The 18,548-nt window shown below is 37.1% G+C and carries 16 protein-coding genes, 1 pseudogene and 1 riboswitch; of the genes and pseudogenes, 2 read left to right on the forward strand and 15 right to left on the reverse strand.

The annotated features are described in order from the left end of the window. Positions 1-88 precede the first annotated feature (88 nt). Positions 89-562, forward strand: a complete 474-nt coding sequence (locus ABNX05_RS03085) for a DUF2975 domain-containing protein (RefSeq protein WP_349658368.1) — start codon at positions 89-91, stop codon at positions 560-562. Positions 563-927: 365 nt separating this feature from the next. On the opposite strand, the gene ABNX05_RS03090 is transcribed toward ABNX05_RS03085, so the two are convergent. The 11 genes and pseudogenes from ABNX05_RS03090 to ABNX05_RS03140 all read right to left on the reverse strand — a co-directional run bounded on the left by ABNX05_RS03090 (position 928) and on the right by ABNX05_RS03140 (position 12,306). Beyond that, a complete protein-coding gene (locus ABNX05_RS03090; protein WP_349658369.1) occupies positions 928-1,596 on the reverse strand; it encodes a DNA alkylation repair protein in 669 nt (222 codons plus the stop codon). A 746-nt stretch (positions 1,597-2,342) separates the two neighbouring features. Beyond that, on the reverse strand, positions 2,343-2,573 hold the full coding sequence (locus ABNX05_RS03095; RefSeq protein ID WP_349658370.1) for a hypothetical protein: 231 nt from the start codon (positions 2,571-2,573) through the stop codon (positions 2,343-2,345). A 347-nt stretch (positions 2,574-2,920) separates the two neighbouring features. Continuing rightward, positions 2,921-3,454 (reverse strand): annotated as a pseudogene (locus ABNX05_RS03100) (IS110 family transposase); the annotation flags it as partial. 628 nt (positions 3,455-4,082) lie between these two features. Beyond that, positions 4,083-4,514, reverse strand: coding sequence for a hypothetical protein (locus tag ABNX05_RS03105; protein WP_349658371.1), 432 nt, complete (start codon positions 4,512-4,514; stop codon positions 4,083-4,085). 74 nt (positions 4,515-4,588) lie between these two features. Further along, on the reverse strand, positions 4,589-5,020 hold the full coding sequence (locus ABNX05_RS03110; RefSeq protein WP_349658372.1) for a hypothetical protein: 432 nt from the start codon (positions 5,018-5,020) through the stop codon (positions 4,589-4,591). Positions 5,021-5,261: 241 nt separating this feature from the next. Continuing rightward, complete coding sequence (locus tag ABNX05_RS03115) at positions 5,262-6,260, reverse strand: sensor histidine kinase (protein ID WP_349658373.1); 999 nt, start codon at positions 6,258-6,260, stop codon at positions 5,262-5,264. Beyond that, positions 6,257-6,928, reverse strand: coding sequence for a response regulator transcription factor (locus ABNX05_RS03120; RefSeq protein ID WP_349658374.1), 672 nt, complete (start codon positions 6,926-6,928; stop codon positions 6,257-6,259). Before ABNX05_RS03120 ends, ABNX05_RS03115 begins: the two co-directional genes overlap by 4 nt. After that, on the reverse strand, positions 6,925-7,917 hold the full coding sequence (locus ABNX05_RS03125) for an alpha/beta hydrolase (RefSeq protein WP_349658375.1): 993 nt from the start codon (positions 7,915-7,917) through the stop codon (positions 6,925-6,927). Before ABNX05_RS03125 ends, ABNX05_RS03120 begins: the two co-directional genes overlap by 4 nt. A 300-nt stretch (positions 7,918-8,217) precedes the next feature. Then, the gene (locus tag ABNX05_RS03130) at positions 8,218-8,640 is read right to left on the reverse strand and encodes a DUF1801 domain-containing protein (protein WP_349658376.1); all 423 of its coding nucleotides are present in this window, start codon (positions 8,638-8,640) and stop codon (positions 8,218-8,220) included. Between the two features lie 124 nt (positions 8,641-8,764). Beyond that, positions 8,765-10,576: an ABC transporter ATP-binding protein gene (locus tag ABNX05_RS03135; protein WP_349658377.1), complete on the reverse strand. Its 1,812-nt coding sequence runs from the start codon at positions 10,574-10,576 to the stop codon at positions 8,765-8,767. After that, positions 10,573-12,306 carry an ABC transporter ATP-binding protein gene (locus tag ABNX05_RS03140; protein ID WP_349658378.1) on the reverse strand — a complete coding sequence of 578 codons (1,734 nt, stop codon included), beginning with the start codon at positions 12,304-12,306 and terminating at the stop codon, positions 10,573-10,575. Before ABNX05_RS03140 ends, ABNX05_RS03135 begins: the two co-directional genes overlap by 4 nt. 278 nt (positions 12,307-12,584) lie before the next feature. Here ABNX05_RS03140 and ABNX05_RS03145 point away from each other — a divergent pair, with 278 nt between their 5' ends. Further along, positions 12,585-13,484, forward strand: a complete 900-nt coding sequence (locus tag ABNX05_RS03145; RefSeq protein ID WP_349658379.1) for a M23 family metallopeptidase — start codon at positions 12,585-12,587, stop codon at positions 13,482-13,484. Positions 13,485-13,583: 99 nt separating this feature from the next. On the opposite strand, the gene ABNX05_RS03150 is transcribed toward ABNX05_RS03145, so the two are convergent. From ABNX05_RS03150 to ABNX05_RS03165, 4 genes are all read right to left on the reverse strand, one after another. Further along, positions 13,584-14,624, reverse strand: a complete 1,041-nt coding sequence (locus ABNX05_RS03150; protein ID WP_349658380.1) for a ribonucleotide-diphosphate reductase subunit beta — start codon at positions 14,622-14,624, stop codon at positions 13,584-13,586. Positions 14,625-14,636: 12 nt separating this feature from the next. Then, a complete protein-coding gene (locus ABNX05_RS03155; protein WP_432760118.1) occupies positions 14,637-16,850 on the reverse strand; it encodes a ribonucleoside-diphosphate reductase subunit alpha in 2,214 nt (737 codons plus the stop codon). 162 nt (positions 16,851-17,012) lie between these two features. Beyond that, positions 17,013-17,200: riboswitch (cobalamin riboswitch) on the reverse strand. 110 nt (positions 17,201-17,310) lie between these two features. Then, entirely contained in the window at positions 17,311-17,994 is a 684-nt protein-coding gene (locus ABNX05_RS03160; RefSeq protein WP_349658381.1) for a hypothetical protein, read from the reverse strand. Next, complete coding sequence (locus tag ABNX05_RS03165; RefSeq protein ID WP_349658382.1) at positions 17,991-18,485, reverse strand: ECF transporter S component; 495 nt, start codon at positions 18,483-18,485, stop codon at positions 17,991-17,993. The genes ABNX05_RS03160 and ABNX05_RS03165 overlap by 4 nt, the downstream gene beginning before the upstream one ends. Positions 18,486-18,548: the final 63 nt, after the last annotated feature.

Raw genomic sequence — 18,548 nt, forward strand, 5'->3', positions numbered from 1 at the left:
AATATAATAAAAAACAAAATAAATTTATTGATAATCGATAAAAATTATATTAAAATCATAGAATCATTAAATCAGTGAGGTGTTTTAAATGAATGGTAAACTAGGTTCAACTTTTTTCTTAAAGGTTGTTGCTTTTCTTATTGGAATTGCGGTACTTGCCGTGTGTATAGTTTTGTTGCCTGAAGCAGCCAGAAGAGATGCTATAGTGCGTCCAGGAGATTACTCGATATATCCGTTGTTAATATGCGCGTATGGAGTATGCATTACATTTTCTGTAGCTTTGTATCAAGCATATAAACTATTGAGTTATATCGATAGTAACAACACTTTTTCGGAGTTATCCCTTAAATCCTTGAAGGTGATAAAAAAATGCGCTTTTACAATTATTATCTTAATTTTATTAGCAATAGTTTACTTAAGAGTGTATGCCATGTTCACGGGTGATGACCCAGCAGGTCCAATAGCACTTGGACTAATAGGGATATTAGCAACAGCTATCATCGCTGCCATGATGGACGTACTTCAAAAGCCATTAAAAAATATCCTAGAAAAAAAGAAATAAAAATATAGATGTTTATTTTGCAGGTATAATATCTTCTTTCCCTATTAAATTAAAGTGCTCTTAAATAAAAAATTGGCGCCTATTCTTTTTCAAGAATTGCGCCCGATTGTGGAAGATCTTTTTCTATTGAATAGTATCGTTGTACTGCGCAGCTGGAAAGTTGTTTTTCTAAAAGATAAGGGCCCTACGGATCAAAAAGAGATAGTGGGTTTATCCTTTACATCTTCCTTGCATTATTTCACTAACTAGCTGCCATAACGCGTTTTTTTTCTTTATTTTTCGGTCCAAACTTATTACAATTTGCATATTGAGGCTTTGAATTCCTTTATTTTTACATTAAACCCCAATAAATTTTTCAGAGGTAACTAATTATTATATCGTTTGTTAACTTCAATCGTAATGAACTCCGGCAAATAGCTGGGAGTACATCCTTTTGCTACTCTTTCATCTTTGTAAAGACCCGTTTTCTCACCAAGTTTAATACAACGTGCACGATTCTTTTCATCATAAACGCCTATCCAGCCAGCGGTGAAATTCATAGCCCATTGAACTTCCGGTTCTTCCTGCGTAATATTGGCTTCTATTGCTGATAGCAAGTTTGCGGTGTTATCAGGCGGTGTTTGTCCAGTCCATCTCAATCGCCCTTGATAATACCAGAAAGCTCGCCTTTGAAGAGCAGAAGGACTATTTTCCCATGACTCCATCAATGCAATCTTCTTCTTGTCTTTAGTGAGCTGATTAGCCATTAACCAATCCATTAAGTTATTTCGCTCATCAAAAGTGTGAGTCTGCATATCCTTATCAAGCTTATTTAGCACATCATGTGAAAGAAGTTTTTTGTCCATAATTAAGATTGCTAATAGTCTGGGCAAAACCTCTTCGGTTGACCAAAGTTCCATAGCTAGTTCGTGATCTTTTTTAATGTCCTTCGCGATTTTTCGTAAGTCGCCTAGTTTAGTTTTACTATTGATCTGAGATAGAATGTTTTCTGCTTTTGAAGAGCGTTTTATTTCTGTATCCTTTTTTTCATCCATTTTATACAACTCCTTTATTAAAGAACTGTTTCATAATATGTCATTGACTGGATATATTAAGAACTTAATTTCGTTATAAGTCTTATTGCAGTGGTGTGCCTTCAAGGTTTACCTTTTTTAATATTGTAGCATATATCGTATTAAAGCTTTCTCCACCTATAATAGAAGAGCAACCATCTTTAATAAAATAATAACATTTACTTCTTTTTAATTGGATACGAAAAGAGCATCCCTTTTTTTAAGAAACGCACCCGTTAGCCATCCATGTCGCTTAAAATCAACACCACACCACAGAAAATGAAATGATTACGTTCTTTCATGGGGTTTAATAAGAACAGCGACGCTTCTTCAACTAAAGTTCTTGTTGGTTTAAGTACCGATTAAAAAATACTGATTTACAGCTTATAAATTGTCTATATATGCACCTTTTTATTCACATAGCACATACGCAGAATTTTCCGTAAATTATTAAAAAGTCTTATTGTAGCTTTGTTTCTATACCTTTCTATAAAAAGCTGTATAAGGAATGTGCATACAAAAAGCCAAGAAACGTTGATCTCACAACGTGCATGGCTTTTTCAAGTGTCCCCAAACTTGCATTTGGGAACATTTATTGAATTTATAATGTATATAGTATTTATTATTTATTATTTATTATTTATTATTCAGAATAAACATTACAGTAATACTTCAGACAATTAATACAAAAGTACCTGTTTTTTTAAGCATTATTTGAAGCCAACAGTTTATCCAAAGTGATTACGGAAACACCAAACAACAAGAAAAATACTCACTATCCCCCAAGCAGTGGTACTCCATATCCAACAAATTACGGATTTAGATTTTGATGAATTTTCCTCGTCTTCCATATTTTCTTTTATAAAAGCGACCTTACTTTCCATACCCTTTTTCATAGAAGTGAGAACAACAAATCCAATTATTATGAAACCAATAGTTATCCAAAGTAATAGGTCCACCTTTACACTCCCTTTATATAATTGAATTTCACTGCAATTTATTATAGTAATTAGATTCTACAAAGATAACAATAAACCTTTTGTTAATTCAAGTGCGTTTTAGTATATAAATACCCTTACATAATCACGTATTAAAATGCTGAAACTTAAAGTTCTCAAAGCGTCGTTTAGTAACATTTCATAAAAGGTTGTTATTCAATAATATGGCGCGATTGTTGAACAACAAGTTAAACAACACTCTTCAACTAACCTGTCCCGTTAGTTGAATAAGAACTAAAGGCCTCTACTCTTGATTAAAATGCATTAATTTATCTAATGGCATATCTGATTCTTTAAAACCATATTTCAAAGTAGCGATCAAGCCAACGAATGATTCGATTTTTAATACTAGCCAAATCCTCCGTCAATTTTGAGCGAAGAGTAGAATCAGTACGAAGCTCAGCCTCAATGTCTTTCAATATACGTGGATAACTGAAACGTCCATCCTTTAATAAGCGAGCGATGACTAGTGCATCTTTTTTATCGTGCTTTGTTGGTAAGTTATCATCTAGTTCTTTCGAACGTCTTACGTGCATTGGATTCACCATGACAAGTGGGATTCCGTATTGATCTAAGAAATAGGCTAAGTTCATCCAGTAGTGGCCTGTAGGCTCAATCCCTATTATTACTTCAGTTTTATTAGCTTCCTTCATCGTTTGAAGAATCTTTTCATACAAGTTTTCGAAGCCTTCTTTCGATTGATGTACGGCAAAAGCTTTTTCGATTACTCGCCCGCGTTCATCGACAAAGCATGCGTAGTGAATATGCTTGGCAAAATCCATACCAACAACGAGTGTATTTTCAGTTATTTGATTAATTTTATTATTCCATTTAGAATGCATAAAGGAGTCCTCCTTGTTTGATGATGGGTCAATGGCCGTTGACACTCATGCATCATACTAGAGGGCTCCTTTTCTTTCAAGACCTCGAACATCCTTCAAACAGGAATGCTGCCCCGTTAGTTCAATAAGAAAGAGCTGCCTATGTCAGGCTTACTCCCTGTTATCGATCTAATCTCTCCTAAAAATCCTATAAACTTGTCTAAATCTTCACGATTATGCTTAATTGATAAATTTCCCCCATATGGCTTTCCTTTTTTAAAAAAGCTTGTACTTCACTTTCATCTTTAGCTACATCAATACCCACTACCGGGTTCATTTTTTCTCCCCCTACAACGTATTCACCAGTAACCCCTATTACCTCCAAGTAGTATTATAGCTTCGCTTGTTATACGAGATCTAAGTCCCAACCAGCCTAAAACATATTTCTACAAGTAGGGGGTGAACAGTTTAGTTGACGGGATTAATGTCCCACGCACCCGTACGTTCTACCCTGGCTACTGATAGATTAAATCTAAATAAAAAAAGTTCAACCAGAAAGATCTGGCTGAACTATATAATACGAACGCACCCGTTAGTTGAATAAGGAAAAATTATGTTATGGTATGCCCTTCCCCTGACTTTATATATCTTATTTGGTCTGAGCTAATAGCGGAAGTATCTCTTTAATAAAAGAACCGTTATTAAACTCCTTTATACTTATACCAAACCCATCGTCAGACTCATAACCTCTTATATGGTATTTAATTCTTATTGGTGTGTTTTTTTGTAGTACAACCGCTGAGAAATCCCACGGAAATACCTTTAGTGTTTTTCTAATATCAATAGTTGTAGCTGGACTATGGAATATTGATATTTTATTTTCTTGTTCTTTATATACAACGGCATTATCCAAGATTTTAAAACGATAGTTATTAATAAATAAAGCGGCCACATCTTCTTCATAATATAGTTCTAAAAAAACAAGTTTATTTCCTTTATCTTTACAAAATTTATTGAGAATCTTAGCCTCATCTTCAAAGTTTTTGATATAGATGTAAGATGAATCATAACTTATGTCCAAATAAAACACTCACTTTTTTCTGTTATTTAACAAAAATATTACCCATAATCTTAATTCACTATCCTGCACCGTTATTACATTCCTAAAACGGAAATGAACTTAGCTGAGGCACTTTTTTCAATTATCCACGATTGAAATTCGGTAATCATCGAGATAAGCTGCTTCAAGTTTGTATCATAGTTTACCAAAAATTCTTCCTCGGAATTGAGGAACAGAAACCCTAAAACATCCTTCAGTGAATGTGGATTAGGATTATCAGATAGATATTGTTTCATTTTTTCTAATTCCCAAATAATTAACTTCCAATTTTCTATATCTATTTCATTGAAACTATAATAATCGAATTTCTTATAGCACTTTTCGAAGGCAGGCATAATATAGCCAAAGTTTTCTTCTGTAAAGTAAATTGAAGATGCATTCCAACATTTCCCTTTATATTTATCAGGAAGAACCTCTATATAACAAGAGTCTTCCACGGTACTGGCATCATAAATTATTTCAATCATTTTATCACTCCTTTAAACAGTAAATCTCAATAATCTGAGCTTATTATAAGTTGCATCTGTTGAGAATAGGCAACGCATATATGAGATTCAATCATAAACACAAGTCCTGTTCTTATCATACTAAAGCACGCATTAACTTAATAATTACCTCCTTAAATCAAAACCTATAACTTCTTTGTTTGAACGGTCTATATACAATCCAATAGGACCCAATAGCTCACCGCTCAATAAAATCAAAGAATCAAGAGATTTTTTTAGTCAAAAAACAAAATTCGGTCCCTTCTTCGTTCGAGTTGAGTGTATAGTTGACTTGCAGTATTCTAGCAATGTCATCAATAATCTTCAAGCCAAGGCCTTCGCTTACATGGCTTTGGTCAAAGCCAGTACCATTGTCTGTCATGAAAACCTTTTGATCTTTAATGGTGATTTCTAGCTTTGTAGCTTTTGAATGTTTCAATGTGTTTTGGAACACATTATCAAACATTCGTTGAAGCCATAGTGCATTACTCGTCCATGTTACATGGCTATCCTCTAGATGATAGATTAATTCGATGTTTTGCATTCGATATAAATAGCTCCACTTTTTGATCATCGTTTCAAACAATAGCGTGAGTTGCACTTCTTCCTGGACGATATAAGAGTTCTCCATTGTATCTAGGGACTGCCAATTCAATTCATTTGTTAAGCTAGCGATGTATTGAATTTGCTCATTCAAGGATTCTACTAATTTCGGTTGTTCCTTAAACGTATCTTCTAAATAAAATAATTGTAAACGGATCGCTGTTAACGGTGTATTTATGTCGTGTCTTAGCTTTTGTAATAGCTCTTTTTGCAGCTCCTGCTGTTGTTGAAGCTCTAATTCTCGGTAAGTAGTTCGCTCAATTAGTATGTTAACGGACTGAATAAGCTGTCCGATTTCATCCTCACTGCCAACAGCTAATGTACTCGGTGTTCTTTCATTGCTCGCTAAGTCACGAATCGTTTTGTTGAGCATATTAATTTTCGTTAGTAATGAATTGATCGATTTCGAAAATAAAAACGCTAGTAAACATAATGATAGAAAGAACACAATTAGCATCGTTGGATAGGCGAAAGATTCGTGGAATGGAGTGCCTTTATTTCTAGTTTTAAAAACGAAGTCATATATAATAGACATCGACACACTAATCCCTAACAAAACTATTGGAACACTGATGATGGCTGTAAATAATAATAATCGATATTTTGTTTTTAATGTCATTTCTTTATGTAGGTATTTAATCGATACCCTTCTCCGTAAATATTTTGTAGGATGGTACCTGAAGTATCATTCATTTTCGTTCTAATCTTTTTGATATGGACATTGATAATATTTTGATTGCGATCTTCAAGCGGCCATAAATAGTCAAAAAAATGATCCTTCGTTAACACCCTATCCTTATTTTCATATAAATAAAAGAAGATTTTACGTTCGATTGCAGTCAATGCTATTTCATCATGTATATTATTTTTAAATAATTTACGATGCTCGCTATCAATTAATAGATGTTGGATTTGTGTAAATGTACCATACTGCTGCTCTAGCATTTTCTGCATTCTTAAAAGAAGCTCTCTCGGATCAAATGGTTTTGTCATATAATCTTCCCCAACGGTTAAGCCTTGCAGCTTGCTTTCAATATCATTACGAGCAGATAAAAAAATAATGGGGATATTCAAGCCTAGGCTTTTAATGTTCTTTGTCAGCTGATAGCCATCTTCCCCTGGGAGCATAATGTCCATTATTACTAAATCGATTTGATGGATCATGTTCATCATTTCTCGACCATCTGTTTTCCATACAACGTCATAGCCTTCACGTTGTAATATTTTTTGCATCAAATCGCCAATCATTTGGTCGTCTTCTACTATTAAAATCGTAAATCCTTTCATTCCCTCGACCTTTCTTTGTTGTCAACTTTAGTTTTCATAAAATCTATAGCAAACTGATAAATCTCATCCGGTTTATATAAATAGATACTATGAGTGCCACTTAATACTTTCACATCCGCTATGTTAACTTGCTCTGCAAATTCCGCATATTTCTGGCTATGGTACTTCGTATATTGCGAACCTTTATTTTGTTCAGCAATCGCATCTATTAATAATATCGGTGTGTCTTTTGGTTTCGGAAGCTCTTCTGATTTTAAACTATTTTCGTACACTTGTAGTAACTCATTTTTCATATCATCATTAAAAGTATTTTTATTGGATAGTGCTTTATAAATTTCTTTTTCTTCCATAGATAAAAACGATTGCTTCATTACTTCTGGACTATACACTTTCGAAGGTGTTAATCGATGTACGCCCAATTTCGTTAGCAAATTCCTACCTTTAACAGTCCAGAAGTCGACTGTCCCCATTTCATGCTCCACATATTGACTTGGCAAGCCAATATCAAGCGCAATGATTCCCTTAATTTCTTCAGGATATTTTTGTGCCCAATAAATAGCTTCAACCCCCGAAATAGAATGCGGTACTAATATATAAGGAGGCTTATTTCCACTTTTCAAGAGCGCTTCTCTCGTTTGCGCTAAAATTGTATCAATATCTCGTTCGTCCTTCGCGACACCGCTATACCCATACCCTGCTCTTTCTATAACAGCAATCTTATGTTGTTGCGAAAATTTACTGTACAGCCCTTTCATTTCATAAATGGGTGCCGCAACCCCTGAACCTGCCATGAAAACGTAAGTATCTTGACCATCCCCCTCCGTATAAACATTGATTTTTTGATGATCCACTTCAATAAGCGTCCCTTTATTGCCTAGAAGTTTCGATTCTTTACTTAGCTGATAACGATGATAACTGAATATGCCCACTAGTCCAATAAGCATGACCGCTATAAAGTAGATAACTATTTTCTTTAAAAGTTTTTTCATAAAATGCTCCCTTCAGTTGATAATGAAAGGATAAACAATAAAAATAAATTTCTAATTAATTTTTTTCTTTTTCCATAACGTTGGGTTGATTTCCGTTCCGGCTGGGCGCTTTCCTGGGGGCGTCCGATGAGCCGCTTCACTCGCGGGGCTCGCTCCAGGGTCTCATCTATGACGCTAATCCCCAAGGAGTCGCCCAGTCTCCACTCCAATCAACAATTATATAAACTTTAACAAAAGTCATCCCCATTAAGCTAAAAAAAGCTGTCTAAAAGTGTTTTACTCCACTTAGACAGCGCTTAATTATTGATCGGGATAGGTCTCTTTTAAAAATGATACAGATCGTTGGATGAGCGACTTTAATATTTCCACATCAATATCCGCTAGTTTATTTATATAAACACAAGCTTTTCCTGTTGTATGTTTACCAAAAACCTTTAATAAATTGTCTCGCTCACTGTCACCTGGTGCAAAATATAAACTGATTTTAGCTTTTCGGGGAGAGAATCCAACTAAAGGTGCATCGCCTTCATGTCCTGATTTATATTTATAATGATATTTGCCAAATCCTATTATACTTGGCCCCCACATTCTCGCTTCATACCCTGTGACTTCAGCAAATATATCCAATAGTCGGTAAGCATCTTCACGCTTTTTTGGATGATCCACGTTTTTAATAAATTCAATAACACTCTCATCCGTTTCTTTTGTTTTTAATTCGTACATTTTTAAGCCTCACCTTCTAAAGTTGAATTTTGATGCATCATAACATTTCCAAATGCTTTCCACAATAGTAAAAACAAAGCTGTCTCATAAGTTTTTTCATACTTACGAGACAGCCCTCTTACTCTTATTCCACTTGCTCCAGTAAAAGTTTTTGCTGGAGATTACTATAAATGCCTTGTTTTTGCATAAGCTGTTGGTGATTGCCCTGCTCCACAATTTCACCTTGTTGAATAACAAGGATTTGGTCGGCATTTTCGATTGTTTTTAGGCGGTGTGCAATAACAAAGCTTGTGCGCCCCTGCATTAAATGCTGGAGACCTTTTTGAATATCAACCTCTGTTTGCGTATCCACACTGGATGTAGCTTCATCCAAAATTAAAATATCTGAATTTTCAAGAATTTCCCGGGCAATAGCTAGTAATTGACGTTGACCTTGACTTAAGTTTGCCCCACCTGCCTGTACAGGTGTATCATATTGGGCTGGTAAATGTTTAATAAAATTATGGGCATTCGCGATTTTCGCCGCTTCTTCAACCTCTTCATCTGTAGCATCAAGTTTACCGAAACGAATATTTTCACGAATCGTTCCTGAGAATAAATACGTATCCTGTAAGACAACACCCACTCTTTGACGGATTGTTGCCATTTTATAATCCTCGATATTATGACCATCAATCAAAATTTCACCTTCATCTACATCATAAAAACGAGTTAATAAATTGATAATCGTTGTTTTCCCTGATCCCGTTGGACCAACAAGAGCAATCGTTTCACCCTTCTTCGCTTGGAAGCTAATATTTTTTAGTACTGGCTTCTCTGGCAAATAGCTGAAGGAAACATTGCAAAATGCCACATCTCCTTTGAGGCTTTGGCAATCAATGGCATGCTTTTTATCCGCTACTTCCGAAGGTTCATCTAAAATTTCGAAGACTCGTTCTGCCCCTGCAATCGCCGATTGGAAAGTATTCAATAGATTAGATAACTGATTCAACGGACGGAAAAATTGACGTGTATACGTGACAAATGCGGCGATTACCCCAACTGAAACGATCCCTTTTAACGATAAAAATGCTCCTGTGCCAATAACAACAGCTAAGCCTAAGTTATTCATAAAATTATTAATGGGCCCAAGTAGACCTGAAGTAATTTCTGCTCTCTGTGCCGAGTTACGAAGATTTTCATTTTGCTTATGGAACGTCTCAATTGTTTGCTGTTCTGTTCCAAAAAGCGTCACAACCTCTGCACCCGTAATCATTTCCTCAATATAACCGTTCAGCTTACCTAAATCACGCTGGCGGGCCGCATAGTTTTTACTACTACGTTTAACAATTTGCTTCGTTGTAAAAACAATTAAAGGAATAATAGTCAGCGTCACGATTGCTAGCTGCCAACTTAAAGAGAACATAGCAATACTAACACCGATTACCGTTAAGACCGACGACACGATTTGTGTCACACTTTGTACAAGTGCTGTATTTAAATTATCGATATCATTTGTCACACGGCTCATTAGATCACCAAGTGCTCGCTGATCGAAAAATCTCAGTGTTAATGTTTGTAACTTTTTAAACAGTTCAAGCCGTAATGTGCGAATTGTTTTCATCGCCACATGGATCATGACATATGTTTGAAGCCACGTAAAAATTGATGCAGCTGTATAAATAACTGCTAGCACAATACCAAGACGAATCGTACCGGCAATATCTTTTTTCATAATATATTCATCGACGATATGCCCAATTAAGTACGGTCCTGCTAAACTTAAAAATGTAGAAGCTATTACAAAAAATATAGAGAAATAAAGCCCTATTTTTTGTTGCTTCACATAATGCCACACACGATTAATCGTAGCTTTTTGATTTTTAGCCTTTTCAGCTGGTCCAGCCATACGTGGTCCGCGTCCAAAATTCATTTGCTTTGGTTGACTTTGACTCATTGTTGTACACCAGCCTTTTGCTGTGAAGCGTAAATTGCTTGGTAGAATTTATTATTCTGTAATAATTGTTGATGTGTGCCTTGACCAACAATTTCGCCGTCATCTACTACTAAAATTAGGTCTGCCTGTTGAATAGAGGCTATTTTAGACGCCACGATAAACGTCGTTGTATCATTATATTGATGGCTAATAGCTTCCTGGACATGTTTTTCAGAGGCACTATCAAGAGCAGATGTTGCATCATCCAGCACTAAAATAGCAGGCTGTCTTACGAGTGCACGTGTTAACGCTAATCGCTGTTTTTGACCGCCAGAAAGATTGGTCGCCCCCTGTGAAAGTTCATGCGCTAAACCTTTATCCAGTCGACTTACAAATTCAGTAGCACATGCTGCATCTAGAGCTTGCTGTAATTCCACTGACGTTGCATCTTCCTTACCAAGACGGATATTATGGTCAATTGCACCTGAAAACAATAATGCTTTTTGAGAAGTAAAACCAATATGTTTGCGTAAAGTGGATAATGCATAATCCTTTAGAGGCTTTCCGTCCAAGAGGATTTCTCCACTCGTCGGATCAAATAAACGTGGTAATAGCTTCACTAGCGTTGATTTTCCACTTCCTGTTTTTCCGATCAAACCTACCGTTTGCCCCGGCTTTACCGAAAATGTAATGTTTTTCAGGACATCCTCAGCCGATTCATAATAACGATAGCTTACATTTTGAAAGTCAATCGCCCCTTGAATTGGTGCTGTATGTGGATTTTCCGCTTCCTTAACCGCTACTTCTTTATTTAAGACGTCCACGATTCGCTCCCCTGAAGGAATTGCACGTGCAATTTGCATCAATACCATACTAGAAGTCATCAATCCATTTAATATAATCGTTAAATAGTTAATAAAAGCTAGAATTACTCCAACCTTTAAAGTACCGGCTTCTACCTTAATGGCCCCAAGCCACAGTGCTGCTACAATGCCTAGATTGACAACGAACATCGTAAACGGCACGAGCACGCCAACAATTTGCTCGGCTGTAATAAAGCGCTTCGTTAGCGTATCATTTAGAGCGCCAAACTGTTCAATCTGTTGCGTTTCACGACGGAACGCCTTCACAACACGAATCCCCGCTAAGTTCTCCTGTAGCTTCGTATTAACACGATCAATTGCCTCCTGCACTCGGCGATACAGGACACCCGAATACTTTGTGAAAAAGTACATCGCAATAATTAATAGCGGCACGATAATAAGGAGTATCGAAAATAACTCACGTGCCGTCACAAAAACAATGATAACCGCTCCAATAAATAATAAAGGACCACGCACAAAAATACGCAACGTCATCATAAACGCGCGCTGAACACTTTCTACATCACTCGTTAAAATCGTAATAAGCTTCCCTGTTGTAAAAGTGTCACGTTCCTTTGCCGAATACGTCATCATTTTTTCATAAAGTGACTGACGAACATCCGATGCAAAATGGATTGCCGCCTTCGAACTATAATAGGAACAGCCTATCCCACCAACAAGTCCGAATACCGCACTGATCAGCATCCAGACGAACATTTTCAGCACATACGGATCATCACCATTCGCAATACCCGTATCAATCATATGCTGCATAATCGTCGGCTGAAGTAAATCCATCGTTACCTCTAGTACCATTAATAATGGTGCAATTAAGGTAAAAAATTTATAGGGCCCTAAAAACCCTCCTAACTGTTTTATTGCCTGCATTCCTTCGACTCCGTTCTTTAATTCACATTCATTATTAATTATAACTGAAAAACATTCTCAAGTGGCACTATTTTTACGGGTCTCGTAATATTTGGGACACGATTGATTTTTTATGTAGGTTTTGGTAACTGTAGAAGTTGCTTTCAAATAGGTTAAAAGGAAGCTCTGGACTAAGGTTCATTTACTGGCATCTCTAAGTTAGAATGCAGTTAAGATAGGGTAAATATTACCAATAATGTAATGACGTCCTTAAAATATCATAAGGGAGATGAGAAATAGTGTTACCAATCTTTTATTCTATTGGTTTGCTAATCATATTGCCTGCGAGCTTTATTATTTCGTTATGGAAAGCTCCATTTAAAAGTAAACTAGAATGGTTATTGGACTCAATGTTGACTACAGCACTAATCGTTTGGTTATTTCAAGCAGGAAACTGGAGTTGGGTCGGATACTATGTTAGCTTTCTTTGGTTGATTCTCTTGATTGTCACTTTCATTTTTTCTTGGAAAAAGATAAGAAATTTACCGTTTACAATAAAATATTCACTAAATCAAAAGTTTTCAATTGGTATTTACATTTTACTTATTCTCGTTTTTGGTACGTATAATGCTTTGGTCGTAAAAAGCTATTCAGTAGCCGAAAAAGGCATTGAATTATCCTTCCCTCTTAAAAATGGCACCTACTATGTCGGACAAGGTGGGAATCAGGTGGCAATGAACTACCATCAAGCCCATCCAGGACAAAAGTATGCTTTAGATATTTTAAAATTAAATACGATTGGAACTCGCGCTAATGGACTATATCCAGAAGAATTGAATAAGTATCAAATATTCGAAGATAATTTATATAGTCCTTGTAATGGGAAAGTAGTCAACGTCAAAAATGATTTACCTGATCTCACTCCTCCAAAATCTGATTCAGAAAATCCTGAGGGAAATCATGTCACCCTATCATGCGAGAACGATGATGCGACGACCATTTTATTAGCTCATATGCAAAAAGGCAGCTTAGTGGTGGCAAAAAATGAAAAAGTAACAACGGGCCAAAAACTTGGAAAAGTAGGAAATTCGGGCAATACAAGCGAACCACATTTACATATTCACGCCGAAAAGGATGGAAGAGGTGTTCCGATCATATTTAATGATCGCTTTTTAGTGAGAAATAGTTTGGTTAGGTAATATATATCCCCCTCTCCCTATTGTTTATTGCAGTTTGACCCGTTCACCCTCATAAAAAATACACCGCAATGTTAGTTCAACATCGCGGTGTATTGAGTATTACAAATCATCAAATCCGTTATCTTCTACATTGACCTTCACATATTGGCGAGAACGCTGCTCGAAGAAATCTGTTTTTCCTAAGTCAACATCCTCATACGCTTTAACCCACTTTAATGGATTTTTGCGATAGCCTTCAAATGGACGCTCTACGCCAAGCTGATTACAGCGTACATTCGCATAGAAGTGTACATAATCATGCACATCTTCCACATCAAGGCCTTCAATTTTATCACCAATCACTTCATTAGCCCAATCGATTTCTAGCTGTACCGCTTCACGGAAGATTTCCTGTACACGAGCCGCTCGTTCTGGTGTATCGTATTCAGGATATTCCTCTAAAAGCTCCTGATAAATTTTCACAAATAAATCGACATGAAGCTGCTCATCGCGATTAATATAATTAATCATCGTTGACGATGCCACCATTTTTTGATTGCGTGCTAAATGATAGAAGAAAGCGAAGCCAGAATAGAAGAATAAACCTTCTAAAATCACATCATAGACAATCGCTTCTAGCATATTTCCAACAGATGGCTCCTCTGAAAATGCATGGTAGCCTTTAATTACGAAGTCATTACGTCGCTCTAATACTGGCTCTGTACGCCAAAAGTCAAACGTACGATCCTGTTCGTCTTTGTTCACAATACTTGATAGCACATAAGAATAAGAGTGATTATGAATTACCTCTTGTTGCGCTAAAATAATCATTAATGCATTTAAGCTTGAATCTGTTAAATAATCCGCTACTTTCCCTGCAAAATCAGTTTGCACACTGTCTAATAGTGCTAGTAAGCCAATGATTTTTAAAAAGGATTCCTGCTCATTCGCTGATAGCTGTGGAAACTGCTTAACATCATTGCTCATATTAATTTCAAACGGAGTCCAGAAGTTACCTAGCATTTTTTTATATTTAGGATATGCCCAGCTAAAACGCACATCGTCCCAGTTTAAAATGTTAGAAGAGCGTCCGTTCACAATACCTGTTGAACGGTTTGGTGCTTCTTTATCCATAATTTGTCGTTTTGTAATAGTTGTCATTGTTACTTCCTCCTAGCTCGCGCAAGACTCACATTCTAGTAATTCTACAGACGTTGAGCGTACATAATATGTCGTTTTCACACCGCTCGCCCAAGCGTTCATATGCAATGCTAGTAAATCTTTTGCCTTAATCGTATTTTGAACGTATAAATTAAGTGAAATGCCTTGGTCGATATGACGTGCTCGAGCAGCATTTTGCTTGATTGTCCAATTTTGATCGATGAAATAAGCAGATTTATAATACCAAGTTGTCACAGGTGATAGATCCGGTACCGTTACTGGAATTTTGTAATCCTTCTTCTCTTCTGAATAACTCTTTTGGAAAATAGGATCAATCGTAGCCGTACTACCCGCTAAAATGGATGTTGATGAGTTCGGTGCAACCGCCATAACATAGCCGTTACGCATTCCTTTTTCAGCAACCGCGGCGCGTAACGCATTCCATTTATTGCTGTCGTAGCCACGTTTTTCAAAATACGCACCAGTATGCCAATCTGAGCCTTCAAATAATGGGTAGGCTCCTTTTTCACTTGCCAAATCGTTAGAAGCGCGAATCGTTAAATACGCAATTTCTTCATATAGCTTGTCCGCAAATTCTACAGCTTCCTCAGACTCCCATTGAATTTCTTTCAATGCTAATAAATGATGCCAGCCAAATGTTCCAAGTCCAATGCCACGGTAGCGTAGATTCGTACGCTCTGCTTGTTTTACTGGAATTGTATTTAAAGCAATAACATTATCTAACATACGTACTTGAATCGGAATTAATTTTTCTAAAACACCAGCCGGTACAGCTCTGCCTAAATTAATAGATGATAAGTTACATACAACGAAATCGCCAGGCTTGCGACGTGTTACGATGACATCATCTTCTAGAGTAATAGACTCGAATTCAGTAGCTGACATATTTTGAAATATTTCTGTGCACAGGTTCGAGCTATAAACCATTCCCTCATGCTTATTCGGATTCATGCGATTTACTTCATCTCGATAGAACATAAACGGCACGCCTGTTTCAAGCTGCGAGCGCATAATACGTTTCATAATATCAATAGCTGGTACGACCTCACGACTTAATAATGGATTCGCAATACATTCTGCATATTTAGTACGGAAAGTGCCATCACCTTTTTTCTCATCGTAGAAATCCTCTAGTGAAAAGCCCATAACTTCTCGTACTTCATGTGGATCAAACAAATGCCATTCCCCGCGCTCTTCAACCGTTTCCATAAATAAATCCGGTAAACATAGCCCTGTGAAAATATCATGGGCACGTAAACGCTCATCCCCATTGTTTAAGCGTAAATCTAAAAACGTAAAGACGTCTTTGTGCCAAACATCTAAATAAACAGCAATAGCTCCTTGTCGTTGACCTAGCTGATCGACTGAAACCGCCGTATTATTAAGCTGTTTAATCCATGGTAAAACACCACTAGATGCACCTTTAAAGCCTTTAATTGATGAGCCTCGGCTACGAATTTTGCCCATATAAACACCAATACCACCACCGTATTTCGATAATGTTGCAACATCTGTATTCGTGTCATAAATACTTTGTAAACTATCATCTACTGTATCGATAAAGCAACTAGATAGCTGGCCATGTGTTTTACCTGCATTCGATAATGTAGGTGTTGCCACAGTCATATATAAATTACTCATTGCCCAGTAAGATTCACGTACTTTTTCTAAACGATTTTCTGTTTCATCCTGCATAAGGGTCATCGCAATGACCATCCATCGTTCCTGTGGTAGCTCTACTGGTGTTTTCGTGTAATCACGGACTACATAGCGGTCCATTAATGTTTTTAAGCCAATATACGTAAACAATTCATCTCGACTTGATTCTAAATAGGAAGCGAGTTCTTGAAGATCCTGCTCACTATATTTTGTTGTTAAACTTTCATGATACAAACCAGCTTCTGTATAGCGTGCTAATTGTTCCGGGAAACATTTATAAACATCTTGCACTGGAACGCCACGGCGCATTGCAAATTGATCATATAGTTTTTCTAAATAAATTTGAGCTGCGACGAATGTCCAGTATGGCTCCTCCTCATCAATTAGGCTAAGCGTTTGTAAAATCATCGCATCCGCCCATGCTTCAAATGTCGCATTGTCGTTTTTTCGTAGCCATCGATCCGATAATCTTACAAAACTTTCGAGTTCATCCTCCGTATAACTTTTCTTGAGCTTAGCAATTTGCTGTTCGATTTGAATTGTCATGTATACATTCTCTCCCTTTCTTTCTCCAGCAACACAAAAAGCGATCACGCAACACTTATCGGTTACGTGATCGCAGTAAAATCGGAAATGGAAATGAAGGACATGCACACTAAGAAGTGGACAAATCTCTCGCCTCCACTTCTCAATCCCCGAAGAATGTGTTGCTGTCTTGAACAAATCGGCAGGTCTCCTGGCTCATGCTTCCTCCAAATGATGGCCTTCCCGTTCTTTACAGTGGCCTATTCATCATTTGTCAGCACTTACAGTTGCGGGGACAGCTTCGGCCTAAGATGACTCTTTTCCGAATTCCCTTTTAAACCATATTTGGTACCGCTCGTCCAAAATACTATATATTGTGTTTTAACTCCTAAACAAATCTAACATATAGTGTTTATAGTTGCAATAGGCGTTTTGCCCCTTGAATTTTTTAAAGTACTACTTTTTCTCGAAGCAAGCCCGATTACAATGCAGTTTTACGTAGTTTTTCAAAATTTCTAGGAAAATATTTTTGTACTAGCTGCTCTTTTTCTGGATCAATTCCAAGTAAAACTACTGCACATGGACCAGCTGTTTTCTCAACATTTAATGCACTTTTGACCTGTTGCTCGCCAAAAAGCCGGCTAAATTCTGCTTGTAAACCTTTTGATCCAACTGGCCATACTTGCTGCACAATTCCCTCTTTCCACGCTTGAAAAATAGGTTGCAGCTGTGCGACATCTTCAGGTTGTGCAAGGATTTCATTGCCTACAAGTGGCAAACCATATGTGTACCAACTTAGCTGCTCATGCTTAGTTGCTGTTCGTTTCTGCTGCTCCCCAAGCATCGTTATTGACAAGCCTGATTGTAAAGTTGGCATATTAGTCTCTGAACTACCGTCTATTTGCGGACAAAAAAGACCAGCCTCCTCAAAAACCTGTTGAATGCCTGCAACATAACGAGACCATGTAGCATCCCCTGAAAAATTAGCAAGTAAAATATGCTTTGGTAAAGCATTTGCAGCAAGCTGCTCTAAAAATGTAACACGTGCAGTAAAATATGCTGTAAGCTGATCTGGAGCAGACACAACATCCTGTAGCTTTTCGCCAATTGCAGCGGCATTATCGGTTGTCGCAATGAGCTCACCTATTTTTATTGCATTTCTCAATGTACTCGACCTTCCTTACGTACAAACACCTTCGACAGAACTGGCATCGCCACCGCAACGATCACTAGATTAATGAGTGTTGCCAGTGGAAGACTAGTCAATGACGTCCAGTAAAACGCCGGACTAATAATAAAGTAAAATGGTATAGGTGCCACGACACCATTTAAAATAAGTGCCACAGGCCATTTCCAGAAATACATGCCTTTTTTATGCATAACCCCAAAGATCCATACAACGATAAACATTTCCACTGCGATAATTATATGTAGTGGTCCAAAAGGAAAGCCAGTAGTTAGGGCTGAAATAAAATGCCCAATGACTCCCGCAACACCAGCTAATACTGGCGATAAAAATACAACGCTCAAAAATGCCGGTGCAGAGTCAAGCGCAGCAGTTGTAATAAATGTTGGAATTTTAATGACTGCACCTACTGCACAAATTGCCGCTACCATGGCAGTGAGCGTCAATTTCATCAATTTTTGTCGATCCATTCCATTGCCTCTTTCCGTTAAATTTTTTCATCAAAGCTTGGGGTTGATTTCCGTTCCGGCTGT

Origin of the sequence: Lysinibacillus zambalensis, assembly GCF_040183165.1 — a bacterium.
In the GTDB taxonomy this organism is placed as follows: domain Bacteria; phylum Bacillota; class Bacilli; order Bacillales_A; family Planococcaceae; genus Lysinibacillus; species Lysinibacillus zambalensis.

What these genes read in the sequence shown, in the direction of transcription:
- ABNX05_RS03125 (WP_349658375.1), bottom strand. Translation starts at nt 7,917, where the DNA reads ATGAAAAAACTTTTAAAGAAAATAGTTATCTACTTTATAGCGGTCATG.
- ABNX05_RS03165 (WP_349658382.1), bottom strand. Translation starts at nt 18,485, where the DNA reads ATGGATCGACAAAAATTGATGAAATTGACGCTCACTGCCATGGTAGCG.
- ABNX05_RS03140 (WP_349658378.1), bottom strand. Translation starts at nt 12,306, where the DNA reads ATGCAGGCAATAAAACAGTTAGGAGGGTTTTTAGGGCCCTATAAATTT.
- ABNX05_RS03150 (WP_349658380.1), bottom strand. Translation starts at nt 14,624, where the DNA reads ATGACAACTATTACAAAACGACAAATTATGGATAAAGAAGCACCAAAC.
- ABNX05_RS03130 (WP_349658376.1), bottom strand. Translation starts at nt 8,640, where the DNA reads ATGTACGAATTAAAAACAAAAGAAACGGATGAGAGTGTTATTGAATTT.
- ABNX05_RS03155 (WP_432760118.1), bottom strand. Translation starts at nt 16,850, where the DNA reads ATGACAATTCAAATCGAACAGCAAATTGCTAAGCTCAAGAAAAGTTAT.
- ABNX05_RS03110 (WP_349658372.1), bottom strand. Translation starts at nt 5,020, where the DNA reads ATGATTGAAATAATTTATGATGCCAGTACCGTGGAAGACTCTTGTTAT.
- ABNX05_RS03115 (WP_349658373.1), bottom strand. Translation starts at nt 6,260, where the DNA reads ATGACATTAAAAACAAAATATCGATTATTATTATTTACAGCCATCATC.
- ABNX05_RS03135 (WP_349658377.1), bottom strand. Translation starts at nt 10,576, where the DNA reads ATGAGTCAAAGTCAACCAAAGCAAATGAATTTTGGACGCGGACCACGT.
- ABNX05_RS03120 (WP_349658374.1), bottom strand. Translation starts at nt 6,928, where the DNA reads ATGAAAGGATTTACGATTTTAATAGTAGAAGACGACCAAATGATTGGC.
- ABNX05_RS03085 (WP_349658368.1), top strand. Translation starts at nt 89, where the DNA reads ATGAATGGTAAACTAGGTTCAACTTTTTTCTTAAAGGTTGTTGCTTTT.
- ABNX05_RS03090 (WP_349658369.1), bottom strand. Translation starts at nt 1,596, where the DNA reads ATGGATGAAAAAAAGGATACAGAAATAAAACGCTCTTCAAAAGCAGAA.